The sequence below is a fragment of the Actinomadura sp. RB99 genome (assembly GCF_014706005.1).
In the GTDB taxonomy this organism is placed as follows: Bacteria; Actinomycetota; Actinomycetes; order Streptosporangiales; family Streptosporangiaceae; genus Spirillospora.
The window spans coordinates 14,099-27,208 of record NZ_JABMCA010000069.1; the positions used below are offsets into that span (position 1 = coordinate 14,099).

14 protein-coding genes are annotated in these 13,110 nt (G+C 71.5%); 12 read left to right on the forward strand and 2 right to left on the reverse strand.

Going from position 1 to position 13,110, the window contains the following annotated elements:
• Positions 1-140 precede the first annotated feature (140 nt).
• The 8 genes from ectA to ehuA all read left to right on the forward strand — a co-directional run bounded on the left by ectA (position 141) and on the right by ehuA (position 6,707).
• Positions 141-689 (forward strand): diaminobutyrate acetyltransferase, encoded by a 549-nt coding sequence (ectA, locus tag amrb99_RS39375; RefSeq protein WP_190866113.1) that lies wholly within the window; start codon positions 141-143, stop codon positions 687-689.
• A 135-nt stretch (positions 690-824) separates the two neighbouring features.
• Positions 825-2,087 carry a diaminobutyrate--2-oxoglutarate transaminase gene (ectB, locus tag amrb99_RS39380; protein ID WP_190866115.1) on the forward strand — a complete coding sequence of 421 codons (1,263 nt, stop codon included), beginning with the start codon at positions 825-827 and terminating at the stop codon, positions 2,085-2,087.
• A gap of 53 nt (positions 2,088-2,140) precedes the next feature.
• Positions 2,141-2,536 carry an ectoine synthase gene (locus amrb99_RS39385; RefSeq protein ID WP_190866117.1) on the forward strand — a complete coding sequence of 132 codons (396 nt, stop codon included), beginning with the start codon at positions 2,141-2,143 and terminating at the stop codon, positions 2,534-2,536.
• On the forward strand, positions 2,533-3,441 hold the full coding sequence (gene thpD, locus amrb99_RS39390; protein ID WP_190866120.1) for an ectoine hydroxylase: 909 nt from the start codon (positions 2,533-2,535) through the stop codon (positions 3,439-3,441). Before amrb99_RS39385 ends, thpD begins: the two co-directional genes overlap by 4 nt.
• Before the next feature lie 116 nt (positions 3,442-3,557).
• Complete coding sequence (ehuB, locus tag amrb99_RS39395; RefSeq protein ID WP_190866122.1) at positions 3,558-4,451, forward strand: ectoine/hydroxyectoine ABC transporter substrate-binding protein EhuB; 894 nt, start codon at positions 3,558-3,560, stop codon at positions 4,449-4,451.
• A gap of 3 nt (positions 4,452-4,454) precedes the next feature.
• Positions 4,455-5,171: an ectoine/hydroxyectoine ABC transporter permease subunit EhuC gene (ehuC, locus tag amrb99_RS39400; RefSeq protein ID WP_190866124.1), complete on the forward strand. Its 717-nt coding sequence runs from the start codon at positions 4,455-4,457 to the stop codon at positions 5,169-5,171.
• Positions 5,171-5,824, forward strand: a complete 654-nt coding sequence (gene ehuD / locus amrb99_RS39405; protein ID WP_190866126.1) for an ectoine/hydroxyectoine ABC transporter permease subunit EhuD — start codon at positions 5,171-5,173, stop codon at positions 5,822-5,824. Before ehuC ends, ehuD begins: the two co-directional genes overlap by 1 nt.
• 100 nt (positions 5,825-5,924) lie before the next feature.
• Positions 5,925-6,707 carry an ectoine/hydroxyectoine ABC transporter ATP-binding protein EhuA gene (gene ehuA, locus amrb99_RS39410; RefSeq protein ID WP_241756360.1) on the forward strand — a complete coding sequence of 261 codons (783 nt, stop codon included), beginning with the start codon at positions 5,925-5,927 and terminating at the stop codon, positions 6,705-6,707.
• Positions 6,708-6,875: 168 nt separating this feature from the next.
• Here the strand turns inward: ehuA and amrb99_RS39415 are convergent, their stop codons facing one another.
• Positions 6,876-7,520, reverse strand: coding sequence for a TetR/AcrR family transcriptional regulator (locus amrb99_RS39415; RefSeq protein WP_241756352.1), 645 nt, complete (start codon positions 7,518-7,520; stop codon positions 6,876-6,878).
• Between the two features lie 119 nt (positions 7,521-7,639).
• A complete protein-coding gene (locus amrb99_RS39420) occupies positions 7,640-8,293 on the reverse strand; it encodes an HD domain-containing protein (protein ID WP_190866130.1) in 654 nt (217 codons plus the stop codon).
• 102 nt (positions 8,294-8,395) lie between these two features.
• Here amrb99_RS39420 and amrb99_RS39425 point away from each other — a divergent pair, with 102 nt between their 5' ends.
• The 4 genes from amrb99_RS39425 (at position 8,396) to amrb99_RS39440 (ending at position 12,219) form a co-directional block, all read left to right on the forward strand.
• Positions 8,396-9,373 carry a helix-turn-helix domain-containing protein gene (locus amrb99_RS39425; protein ID WP_190866132.1) on the forward strand — a complete coding sequence of 326 codons (978 nt, stop codon included), beginning with the start codon at positions 8,396-8,398 and terminating at the stop codon, positions 9,371-9,373.
• An 82-nt stretch (positions 9,374-9,455) separates the two neighbouring features.
• A complete protein-coding gene (locus amrb99_RS39430) occupies positions 9,456-10,616 on the forward strand; it encodes a thiolase family protein (protein WP_190866134.1) in 1,161 nt (386 codons plus the stop codon).
• Positions 10,617-10,619: 3 nt separating this feature from the next.
• Positions 10,620-11,021 (forward strand): OB-fold domain-containing protein, encoded by a 402-nt coding sequence (locus amrb99_RS39435; RefSeq protein ID WP_190866136.1) that lies wholly within the window; start codon positions 10,620-10,622, stop codon positions 11,019-11,021.
• A gap of 49 nt (positions 11,022-11,070) precedes the next feature.
• Positions 11,071-12,219 (forward strand): nitronate monooxygenase family protein, encoded by a 1,149-nt coding sequence (locus amrb99_RS39440; RefSeq protein ID WP_190866138.1) that lies wholly within the window; start codon positions 11,071-11,073, stop codon positions 12,217-12,219.
• Positions 12,220-13,110: the final 891 nt, after the last annotated feature.

Sequence of the window (13,110 nt, forward strand, 5' to 3'; positions counted from 1 at the left end):
GCCACCGCTCCGAGAACGGTCGGCCGAAATTACTCCGAATTTGGCAAGCGAACTGCCATACCCGCTGCCCGCCAGGCTAAACATCCTGACGATAACATTACGGAACGATCACTCGGCGAGATTCGGTAAGTTGCCTGGACATGGCACCGCAACCCCTGGAATCACCGACCCGACGCCCCGAAACGGACGAGACGAGCGAGGACGTGCAACTCCAGGAGCCGAGCCTCACCGACGGCCCCGCACTGTGGCGGATCGCCCGGGACTCCAAGGTCCTGGACGTCAATTCGCCCTACAGCTACGCCCTCTGGTGCCGCGACTTCGCCGACACCTCCGTGGTGGCCCGCGACGGCGGCGGAGTCTGCGGTTTCGTCACCGGCTACGTCCGGCCGTCCCGCCCCGACACCTTCTTCGTGTGGCAAGTGGCGGTTGACGACGCCCATCGGGGGCAGGGATTGGCACGCCGCATGCTGGACCGCCTCGGCGACCGGCTGTCGGCACGCGGCCACCGCTTCATGGAGGCCACCGTGACTCCGGACAACACAGCGTCGGAGGCGATGTTCGCCTCGTTCGCCCGGGCCCGCGGCTGCGACCTGACCCGCGAGCCGCTGTTCGGCGCCGAGCACTTCCCCGGCGGCGGACACGAGCCCGAGGTGCTCTTCCGGATCGGCCCGTTCGGCCCCGCGACCTGACCCGCGGCCGGCGGAACCGCCGCCGGCCGGACCCGCTCCGAGTCCGTTCCCGACCCGTACCGCATCCGGCCGGTGCCGCCCGGCACCGGCGTCTCGCCCGAACCGCTCCCACCCCCGACCTGCCGGAGGCAGATCATGGACGTCTTCGCCCGTATGGAATCGGAAGTCCGCGGCTACTGCCGGGGCTGGCCCACGGTGTTCAGCACCGCACAGGGCTCCCACATCACCGACGAGAACGGTCGCAGCTACCTCGATTTCTTCGCCGGCGCGGGAACCCTCAACTACGGACACAACAACCCTCAGCTGAAACGCCGCCTGATGGACTATCTCGCGAGCGACGCCATTGTGCACAGCCTCGACATGTACACCACGGCGAAGCGCGACTTCCTGGAACGATTCAACGAGTACGTCCTCGAGCCGCGGGGCCTCGACTACAAGGTCCAGTTCCCCGGCCCGGCGGGCAACAACTCGGTCGAGGCGGCGCTGAAACTGGCCCGCAAGTTCACCGGACGCGAGACCGTCGTCAGCTTCACCAACGCCTTCCACGGCATGACGCTCGGCGCGCTCGCGGTCACCGGCAACTCGATGAAGCGCACCGGCGCCGGCGTGCCGCTCGGGCACGGCGTCGCGATGCCGTACGACAACTACCTCGACGGCCGCACGCCCGACTTCCTGCTGTTCGAGACGATGCTCGACGACAGCGGCAGCGGCCTGGACAAGCCCGCCGCCGTGATCGTCGAGACGGTGCAGGGCGAGGGCGGCATCAACGTCGCCACCGCCGAGTGGCTGCGCGGCCTGCAGGACCTGTGCCACCGCCAGGACATCCTGCTGATCGTCGACGACGTGCAGATGGGCTGCGGCCGCACCGGCCCGTTCTTCAGCTTCGAGGAGGCCGGGATCACCCCGGACATCGTCTGCCTGTCCAAGTCGCTCAGCGGCTACGGGCTGCCGTTCGCGGTCACCCTCATGAAGCGCGAGCTGGACGTGTGGGAGCCCGGCGAGCACAACGGCACCTTCCGCGGCTTCAACCCGGCGTTCGTCACCGCCATCGCCGCGCTGGAGGACTACTGGACCGGCGAGGGCATGGAGAAGCAGACGCTCGCCAAGGGCCAGCAGGTCCAGACGGCGCTGGAGGAGATCGCGCTCGCGCACGCCGGCGCGATCGACACCGTCCGCGGCCGCGGCCTCGCGTGGGGCCTGGTGATGAAGGACCCGGAGACCGCGCCGCAGGTGTGCGCCGAGGCGTTCTCCCGCGGGCTGCTCATGGAGACCTCCGGCCCCGAGGGCGAGGTCGTCAAGCTGCTGCCGCCGCTCACCACGACCGAGACCGAGCTGGCCCACGGCCTGGAGATCATCGCCGAGTCGGTCAACGCCGTCCGCACCAAGGTGTCGGTCTGACCCGGCCGCCGGGCCGCACCGCCGCCCCGTAACACACCGGAAAAGAGGAATCCATGATCGTTCGCTCCCTTGACGAGATCATCGGCACCGAGCGCGACGTGCAGGCGCCGACCTGGTGCAGCCGCCGCTTCGTGCTGGCCAAGGAGGGCGTGGGGTTCTCGCTGCACGAGACGATCCTGTACGCGGGCACCGAGACCAGGATGTGGTACGCGAACCACATCGAGGCCGTCTACTGCGTCGAGGGTGAGGGCGAGCTCACCAACGACGAGACGGGCGAGAAGCACGAGATCAAGCCGGGCGTGATGTACCTGCTCGACGGGCACGAGCACCACACCCTTCGCGCCCACACGGACGTCCGGACCGTGTGCGTCTTCAATCCCCCCTGCACCGGTCGGGAGGTCCACGACGAGAACGGGGTCTATCCGCTGCTCACCGAGGAGGACGCATGAGCATCATCGAGTCGCACCCGTCGATCGACGACGCCTACCCCACCCGTAAGGCCGCCGAGGCGGCGCTGCTGTACCGGCAGGACCCGGTCGTCTACGGCGGGCCCGGCGACGGCCCCGTCGACGCCGCCACCCTCGACTCCTTCGACCGCGACGGCTTCCTGTCCGTCGAGCAGCTGCTCGCGCCGGAGGAGGTCGAGGACTACCGCGCCGAGCTGCGCCGGCTCGCCTCCGACCCCGCCATCCTGGCCGACGAGCGCACGGTCACCGAGCGCGGCTCCGACGAGGTCCGCTCCATCTTCGAGGTCCACAAGATCAGCGAGGTGTTCGCGCAGCTCGTCCGCGACCCGCGCGTGGTCGGCCGGGCCCGGCAGATCCTCGGCTCCGACGTGTACGTGCACCAGAGCCGGGTGAACTACAAGCCGGGGTTCACCGGCAAGGACTTCTACTGGCACTCCGACTTCGAGACCTGGCACGCCGAGGACGGCATGCCGAGGATGCGCGCGGTGAGCATTTCCATCGCGCTCACGGAGAATTTCGTGCACAATGGCGGGCTAATGATCATGCCCGGTTCGCACAAGACCTTCGTGGCCTGTGTCGGGGAGACCCCGTCCGACCACTACAAGGAGTCGCTGCGCGGGCAGGAGATCGGCACCCCCGACCCGAACAGCCTGTCGATCCTGGCCGACAAGCACGGGATCGAGCTGTTCACCGGGCCCGCGGGCTCGGCCACCATGTTCGACTGCAACTGCATGCACGGCTCGAACGGGAACATCACCCCGTTCCCGCGCTCCAACGTGTTCATCGTCTTCAACAGCGTCGAGAACACGTGCGTCGAGCCGTTCTCCGCTCCGGCACCGCGCCCGCCGTTCATCGGGGCGCGCGACTTCACCCCCGTCCGCGACTGACCCGCGCACCCCCGCTCCCAACTGGATATCCCCGACGACAGGTCCCGCGCCCGCGGGGGGCTCTCCACGGCCCCCCGCGGGCGCGGGTCCACCCCCTCCCCTGCAGGAGTTCAACGATGACTTCCTCGAGACGCGACTTCCTCCGCACCGCCGTTCTGCTGTCCGCCGCCGTCCCCCTGGCCGCGGCGGGCTGCTCCACGACGGATCCGGACAAGGAGGTCTCCGGCGGCGGCACCCTCGACAAGGCCAAGAAGGCCGGAAAGATCACCGTCGGGTTCGCCAACGAGGCCCCCTACGGCTACACCGACAAGGACGGCAAGCTGACCGGCGAGGCGCCGGAGCTGGCCCGCGCCATCTTCAAGAAGCTCGGCATCGACAAGGTCGAGGGCGTCCAGGTCGACTTCGGCGGCCTGATCGGCGGCCTCAACGCCAAGCGGTTCGACGCGATCGCCGCCGGCATGTTCATCACCCCCGAGCGGTGCGCGTCCGCCGCGTTCGCCAACCCCGAGTACGTCGCCAAGAGCGCCTTCATGGTGCCGAAGGGCAACCCGAAGAACCTGAAGAACCAGAACGACCCGGCGAAGGCCGGCGTCCGGGTCGGCGTGCTGACCGGCGCGGTCGAGCAGGGCTACGCCGAGAAGAGCGGCGTCAAGAAGAGCGACATCAAGACGTTCCAGGACCAGGCCAGCGCCTACGAGGGCCTGAAGTCCGGGCGCATCGACTGCATCTGGCTGACCCGCATCTCGCTGGCAGACCTGCTGTCCAAGCACCAGGACGGCAAGTACGAGGTGACGGACGCGTTCACGCCCGTCATCGACGGCAAGGAGCAGCTCGGCGCCGGCGCGTTCGTGTTCCGCAAGGCCGACTCCGACCTGCTGAACGCCTGGAACACCCAGCTCGCGGCGCTGGAGAAGAGCAACCAGCTGCTGCCGATCCTGCAGCCGTTCGGGTTCACCCAGGCGGAGATGCCGAGCCCGGACGACACCGCCGCCAAGTTCTGCCAGGGCTGACCTGTGTCGCAGGTCCTCGACAGCTATCACCAGTGGCTGGAGGGCGCGTGGCTGACCTTCCGGCTCACCGTCTTCGGCGGTGTGCTCGCGCTGGTCCTCGCGCTGCTCTTCGGGCTCGCGGGCACCGCCCGCAGCGGGTGGGTCCGCGCGCTGAACCGGGTGTACGTGGAGTTCTTCCGCGGCACCGCGACGCTGGTGCTGCTCTACTGGTTCTTCTACGCGCTGCCCCTCATCGGCCTCCGGTTCACCACCCTGTTCGCGGCGGTCCTCGCGCTCGGCATGAACGTCGGCGCGTACGGCGCCGAGGTGGTGCGCGGCTCGATCAAGGCCGTCCCCAAGGCGCAGTACGAGGCGACCGTCGCGCTGAACTTCACGCCCGCGCAGCGGATGCGGCGCGTCCTGCTGCCGCAGGCGTTCGCGCTGATGCTGCCGCCGTTCGGCAACCTGCTCATCGAGCTGATGAAGGGCACCGCCATCGTCTCGCTCGTCGGCCTCGTCGACATCACGCACGTCTCCAAGAACGTGCAGGGCAGCACGGGGCAGACCGTCTGGTCGTTCACCGTCGCGCTGGTGCTGTACTTCGTCATCGCGCAGGTGCTGCAGCTGTTCGTGCGCTACGCGGAACGGCGGGTGGACCGGATGCTCGGCCGCCGCTCCTCCCGTGAGCCCGACCTCGGGACGGTCGCGGCGGGCGCCCCCGGAGCGGGGGTGGCCGGCTGATGAACTGGGACTGGAACTACACCGGCGACATCATCCCCGACCTGCTGGACGGGCTGCGCTACACCGTCATCGCGACGCTCGCCGGCTACGTCATCGCGGTGCTCCTCGGCCTGGTGTGGGCGATGCTGCGCCGCACCCCGAACGTCGTCGTCGCCCAGACCGTGCGGTGGGTCACCGAGTTCATCCGGTCGACGCCGCTGATCCCGCAGCTGTACTTCGTGTACTACGTGCTGCCGTCGTGGGGCCTGACGATCGGGTCGCTCACCGCCGGGATCATCACGCTGGGGATCCACTACTCGACCTACACCGCCGAGGTGTACCGGGCGGGGATCTCCGACATCCCGCGCGGGCAGTGGGAGGCGTGCACCGCGCTGAACCTGCCGCGGTCGCGGGTGTGGCTGGACGTGATCCTGCCGCAGGCGATCCGACGGGTGATCCCGACGCTGGGCAACTACCTGATCGCGATGTTCAAGGACTCGCCGCTGCTGCTGGCGATCAACGTGACGGAGCTGCTGATGTCGGCGTACCAGGTGGGCTCGCGGAGCCTGCGGTTCCTGGAGCCGGTCACGCTGGTGGGCCTGCTGTTCGTCATCGTCAGCGTCATTTCCTCGATACTCGTCCGCCGCCTGGAGAGGCGTTATGCCACCAACTGACACCACACCGGAAGCCCCCACGCCCGAAGAGGAGTCCCCGGGCGTCTCCGTCGGGAAGCAGGGCGTCCGCAAGGAGGACGGCGGCGGCGCGGCGGCCGCGCTGCCGCGGGGCGACGCGCCCGGCATCCGCTTCGAGAAGGTCGTCAAGCGGTTCGGCTCCAACACCGTGCTGCGCGAGCTGGACTTCGCCGTCGAGCCCGGCGAGCGGGTGACGCTGATCGGGCCGAGCGGATCGGGCAAGACGACGATCCTGCGGCTGCTGATGACGCTGGAGAAGCTCGACGACGGGCTGATCTGGATCGGCGACGACACGCTCTGGCACATGGACAAGGGCGGGCGCCGCGTCCCGGCCAACCAGAAGCACCTGCACGAGATGCGCAAGCAGGTCGGCATGGTGTTCCAGCAGTTCAACCTGTTCCCGAACATGAACGTGCTGCGCAACCTCACCGAGGGGCCGGTGCGGGTGCTCGGGGCGTCCAAGGACGAGGCGGTCGAGCGGGCCCGCGGCCTGCTGGACATGGTCGGGCTGTCCGACAAGGAGAACGCGCACCCCTCGCAGCTGTCCGGCGGGCAGCAGCAGCGGGTCGCGATCGCGCGGGCGCTGGCCATGCAGCCGAAGGTGCTGCTGCTGGACGAGGTGACCTCCGCGCTGGACCCGGAGCTGGTCGTCGGCGTGCAGGACCTGCTGCGCGACATCGCCCGCGAGAGCGACCTGACGATGCTGTGCGTCACGCACGAGATGGCCTTCGCCAAGGACATCTCCGACCGGGTGCTGATGTTCGACCAGGGCCAGATCGTCGAGGAGGGCCCGCCGGACCGGATCTTCGGCGAGCCCGCCGAGCAGCGCACCCGCGACTTCCTGCAGGCGGTGCTGGCGTCGTGAGCGGCGCCGATCTCCTCAGCGGGAGCCCGGACAGGGACTAGTCTCGTCTCGTTCGACATCGCCCGCGTCCCCGTCGCCCCGGGGACGCGGGCGATCCCCGTTTCAGGACGCCGCCGGGACGCCGCCGGGACGCCGTCGGGGCACCGTCCGGACGCCGTCGGGGCACCGTCAGGGCGCGGCGGGCGGCCGGCGGGTGATCATCGGGGCGAGGTGGCGGCGGGCGTAGCGGCGCGCGCGGTCGTCGTCGTCCAGCGGGACGCAGCCGTCCGGGGCCAGCACGAACGACAGCATCACCCGGATCAGCGTCTCGGCGGTGACGTCGGCGTCCTCCGCGACGTCCGGCGCGACGCCGTCCGCGGCGCGCAGCACCCCGGCCAGGAACGTCCGCGCCGCCGCGAGGAACGGGCCGCTGTCGACGGTCAGGAACGGCAGCAGCGCGTCCGGCTCCGTCGCCATCAGCCGCTGGAACAGCCCGTGCCCGCGGGCGTGCCGCAGCGTCACCACGAACCCCTCCGCGACCCGGTCGGAGACGTCCTGCAGGCCCTCCATGGCGGCGGTGAACACCTCGAGGAAACGCCGCACCTCCCGCAGCAGCACCGCCTCGACCAGCGCGTTCTTGGACGCGAACCGGCGGTAGACGGTGATCCGGGCGACCCCGGCGCGGCGCGCGACGTCCTCCATGGAGGCGCGGCGCAGCCCGAACTCGGCGAACTGCTCCAGCGCGGCGTCGAGGACGCGCGCGCTGGTCGGGTCCGCGTCATGGTCGTACGCGAGGACGCGGGCGAGCATGTTCTCGGGGGGAACGGCGGCCATCGCCCGCCAGCGTAGCCGGGTCCGTTTCGATCCCGGCCCGGCGCGCGGCCGGGCGCGCGGCCGCGCGCCGGGCCGCGATCGCCGACTCCGGGTTTCGGGGGCGGTGGACCCGGTGAGGGTCAGGCGACGCCGGACCAGGCCGCCGCGGTGAGGTCCGTCCAGCGCGGTTGCGGGATGGCGATGCCGAACTGGCGGGCCAGCTCGTACGGGAGCGAGCCGATCGGGGCCTTGGCCGGGTTCGCGGCGATCTGCCCGACGATGATCTCGGCGAGCCCGCAGCCCGGCTCCAGCCGGGGGAACGCGGCGTGCGCCCGCTCGGCGACGCCGCCGGGGATCCGGTCCGCGCCCACGCCGGCGACGTCGGCGCTGGTCCCGGCGTGGGTGAGGGCGATCTCCGCGCGCATGCGATCGGCGATGCCCCGGCTGGTGTGCAGGGCGATGGCCTCCCACACGACGCGGGTCCGCTCGCCGTCGTACCCGTGCCCGGCGAGGAACCCGGCGGCGAGGTCGGCGCCGTCCACCTCGAAGCGCCGGCCGCCGTCGCCCTGCTCGGTCAGGCCGACGTCGTGCAGGACGCACGCCAGGAACAGCGTCTCGTCGTCGTAGTCGGCGCCGGGCCGCAGGTCCCTCGCCTCCCCGATGGCGCGGGCGAACAGGTAGGTGCGGGCGCAGTGGTGCGCGAGGGCCGCCGGCCCGGCGGCGAAGACCAGGTCGTACGCCGCGCGGGTCAGGTCGGTGTCGGGCAGCGAGAACTCGGTGAAACGGTCGGACACGAAGGCTCCTTGGACACGGTGCTCGGGTACGGCACCGATCGTCCGATGCCGCCCGGCGCCCCGGCCAGTGTCCGGACCGCCGATGTGCGCTACGTTCTGGCCATGGCCGCTGAACCGCATGTCGTCGCCGTGCTCGCGCTGGACGGCGTCGTGGCGTTCGACCTGGCGACGCCGGGCCAGGTGTTCGGGACGACGACCACGGCGGGCGGCGACCCGCTCTACGACGTCCGGGTCTGCACGCCGCCGGGCGGCGCGCGCACCTCCCCCGCGCTCGGCCGGATGCGCGTGGACGCCCCGTACGGCCTGGACGCGCTGGCCACCGCGGACACGATCGTCGTCCCCGGCCACGAGGGCGTCGCGGACGACCCGCCCGGCGAGGTCCTGGACGCGCTGCGGTCGGCGGCGGCGCGGGGCGCCCGGGTCGCGTCCATCTGCGTCGGCGCGTTCGTCCTGGCCGCGGCGGGCCTCTTGGACGGCCACCGCGCGACGACGCACTGGTACTACGCGCGCGCTCTGGCGCGGCGGTATCCGGATGTAGAGGTGGACCCGTCCGTCCTGTACGTCGACAACGGGCAGGTGCTCACGTCGGCGGGCGTCGCGGCGGGCGTGGACCTGTGCCTGCACATCGTCCGCCGCGACCACGGCTCGGCGGCGGCGGCGCGGACGGCCCGGCGGATCGTCATGCCGCCGCAGCGCGACGGCGGGCAGGCGCAGTTCATCCGGCACGACGAGCCGCCTGACGGCGGGGCGGCGCTGCAGCCGACGCTCGCCTGGCTGGAGGCGAACCTGCACCGCCCGCTGGCGCTGGACGAGATCGCGCGGCAGGCGTCCTGCAGCGTCCGGACGCTGACCCGGCGGTTCCGGGAGCAGGCCGGGACGACCCCGCAGCGGTGGCTGTCGCACGCGCGGGTGCGGCGCGCCCAGCAGCTGCTGGAGGACACCGACCTGCCGGTCGAGCGGGTGGCCGCCGAGGCGGGGTTCGGGTCGCCGGTGACCTTGCGCGCGCACTTCGCCCGCCGGGTCGGCGCCTCGCCGCTGGCCTACCGGGGCGCGTTCCGCGCGCGGTCCGCCGGGGACTGACCGTCCGCCGCCGACCCGCCCGCCCGCGTACCGAATGCTGTTCGGTACCGTGGCGGTGACGATGCGGGGAGGGATGCGACGAATGAGCGCTGCGATCGCCGGGCTGGGAATGACGGAGCTCGGCAGGGTGTATGGGCGCAGCCCGCGCCGGCTGGCCGCCGACGCGGTGCGGCTCGCCGCCGCCGACGCCGGCCTCGGCCTGGCCGACCTGGACGGGCTGCTGGTCAGCCACGGCATGGGCGGCTCGCCCGGGATCGAGCTCGCCGACACGCTCGGCCTGCGGGACCTGCGGCTGCTGACCCAGATGAACGCCTTCGGCGCGACCGCCGGGGCGATGGTGGCGCACGCGGCGATGTCCGTCATGAGCGGCGCCGCGACCACGGTCGCGTGCGTGTTCGCCGACGCGCCGCTGAAGCCGAAGCAGTCGGCGGGCTCCGCCTACGACCGCAGCGCCCGCGAATGGTACGGGTACGGCGGCATGACGGCGGCCCTCGGGCTGCGCAGCGTCAACTCCTTCTACGCGCTGGCGGCGCAGCGGCACATGTCCCGGTACGGGACGACGAGCGAGCAGCTCGGCGCCATCGCCGTCTCGACGCGCGAATGGGCGACGCGCAACCCCCTCGCCCAGATGCGCGAACCGATCACCCTCGCCGACCACCAGGCGTCGCGGTGGGTGTCGGAACCCCTGCACCTGCTGGACTGCTGCCTGGTCTCCAACGGCGCGATCGCGGTGATCGTCACGAGCGCCGACCGCGCCCGCGACCTCGCCCGCCCGCCCGTCCACCTGTGGGGATGGGGCCAGGGCCACCCCGGGCACCGCAAGGAGCGCGGCAGCGACTTCGGGCTGACCACCGGCGCCGCCTCCTCCGGCGCCACCGCGATGAAGATGGCCGGCATCACCCCGTCCGACGTGGACGTGTGCGAGCTGTACGACTGCTACACCTACACCGTCCTCGTGTCCCTGGAGGACTACGGGTTCTGCGCCAAGGGCGAGGGCGGCGCGTTCGCCGCGTCCGGCGCGCTCGGCCCCGGCGGGTCGCTGCCCACCAACACCGGCGGCGGGCAGCTGTCGGCGTACTACATGTGGGGGTTCACCCCGCTGTCGGAGGCGGTCATCCAGGCGCGCGGCGACGGCGGGGAGCGGCAGGCGCCGTCCAACGACGTCGTCCTCGTCAGCGGCAACGGCGGCATCCTCGACCACCACTCCACCCTGATCGTCAGCCCGCACCCGAAGGGAGCCTGACCGATGGAGATCGGCGTTCTGCGGCGCGACGGGCGCACCGACCCGTTCTTCGACGGCACCGCCGCCGGAAGGCTCGTCATCAGGCGCTGCGAGGCGTGCGACCGCTGGTACGCGCCGGACGCCTCCGGCTGCCCCGAGTGCGGCGAGGAGGAGCCGGCCTGGGCCGACGCGAGCGGCGCGGCGACCCTTGTGACCTGGACCGTCACCCACGGCCGGCCCGCCGAGGACGGCACCGCCCCGCCCCCCGCCTACCTCGCGCTCGTCGAGCTGGCCGAGGGCCCGTGGATGTACGCCCGGCTGGACGGTGTCTCCGGCGGCGACCTGCACGAGGGGCTGCCGCTGCGCGCGGAGTTCGAGCACCCGGACGAGGGCGAGTCGTACGTGCTGTTCCGCCCCGCCCGCTGACCAGCCGGACCCTGGACCGAATGGCGTTCGGTCCATTAGCGTCGGGGGCATGAACACCGAGGTCTGCGCCACGTTCGGGATCGAGTTCCCGCTGTTCGCCTTCAGCCACTGCCGCGACGTCGTCGCCGCCGTCACCAACGCCGGCGGCTTCGGCGTCCTCGGCGCCGTCGCCTACACCCCCGACCGGCTGGAAGAGGAGCTGCGCTGGATCGACGACCACGTCGGCGGCCGCCCCTACGGCGTCGACGTGCTCGTCCCCGCCAAGATCGACGAATCCGCCGAGCGCGCCGGACGCGGCGAGGGCGGCCTCGACACCATGCTCGCCGCGGTCCCGCAGGAGCACTGGGACTTCCTCATCGGCCTGTTCGCCAAGTACGACGTCCCGCTGCCCGACTTCGAGAAGGCCAAGCGCTCCAACGCGCGCGGCGGCACCTCGGTCACCAAGGAGGGCGCCACCGAGCTGATCGACGTGTCCCTCGCCCACCCCATCCGCCTCATCGCCAGCGCCCTCGGCACCCCGCCCCCGATCATGGTGGAGAAGGCCAAGGCCGCCGGGATCCCCGTCGCCGCGCTCGTCGGGACCGCCGAGCACGCCCGCCGCCAGGTCGCCGCCGGCGTCGACCTCGTCATCGCGCAGGGCGGCGAGGCCGGCGGGCACACCGGCGAGATCTCCACGATGGTGCTCGTCCCCGAGGTCGTCGACACCGTCGCCCCGGTGCCCGTCCTCGCCGCCGGCGGCATCGCCACCGGCCGCCAGATGGCCGCCGCGCTCGCCCTCGGCGCGTCCGGCGTCTGGTGCGGCTCCGTCTGGCTCACCACCGAGGAGGCCGAGACGGCGCCCGCCGTCAAGGAGAAGATGCTCGCCGCCACGTCCCGCGACACCATCCGGTCGCGGTCCCGCACCGGCAAGCCCGCCCGCCAACTCCGGTCCGCCTGGACCGACGAGTGGGAGGGCCCCGAGAGCCCCGGGGCGCTCGGGATGCCGCTGCAGATGATCGTCGCCGAGGGCGCCATGCGGCAGATCACGAAGGTTGCCGAGTCCGGCAACCCCGGCGCCCGCGCGCTCGCGAACTACTTCGTCGGCCAGTGCGTCGGCCTGATGAACACCGTCAAACCCGCCCGCCAGGTCGTCTACGACATGGTCGAGGAGTTCGCCGACGCGGTCGACCGCCTCAACGCCATCACCTCCGCCGACTGACCGCCCCGCCCTGCGCGGCCGGTCCGGCAGTTGCTCCGGCCTCTGCGGCGGCAAGCACCTTCTGCCCTGGCAAGGCGCGTGGGGGCCTTGACCCCCACGCTCCGCCACGACGACCACCAGCAGCACGCCACTACGCCCTGCCGACAACCAACCACCCGGCCGCCTGGCCACCTGGCCATTTGGCCACCGCAGCCCGGCCCTAGCGGCAGTGCTCACTTGTGTCAGCGCCGATCAGGACCCACAGAAGTTCCGACGCGAGGCCCGATCTCCGCATGCAGACACTGGTGCAGGTAGGTGTGGACCGCCCGGGCCTGGCAGCACGCCTCAGCCGACTCCGCGTCGACGGCGACCGCAGCCGGCGGCCGCCGGACACGCCGCCAAACGGTGACACGAGAATCAGCGGAGTTCTCAACGTCGACGCCGCGCTCCGTGACCGCCGTGAACGGGTCGAACGCAGCGGTTTCACGCCGACCATCCGGGGCGATTGCTAACGAGCAGCGTCCGCCATACGGCACCGGACAGCCAAACGCTGTGCGAGGGCATGCCAGAAAGTCGAATGATCACAAAGTTCGAGGGCGCAGGGTTCAGCGTTAGCTCTGAGATAAGGAATCCGAGAATTTCAAGTCCGGGAGAATCGGCGATAGGGGTGTTCGGGTGGTGGGGTGGCGCTTGCGTACGGGGCCGCCCCTCCAAAGTCAAGGGCGCCTTCGGCGTCGCTTCGCGATGGACTTCGTCCACCCTTGACTTTGGAGCCTCTGCGGCCCCTAGGCAGGTGTTGGGGGCAGGCTCCGCCTGCCCCGCCCCCGGGCCGCGCCACCCCACCACCCCCCTCCGTAAGGTACCAAGGGGTGAGACCCCCTTCGTGAGGTCCGAAGATCGACAATGGACGCG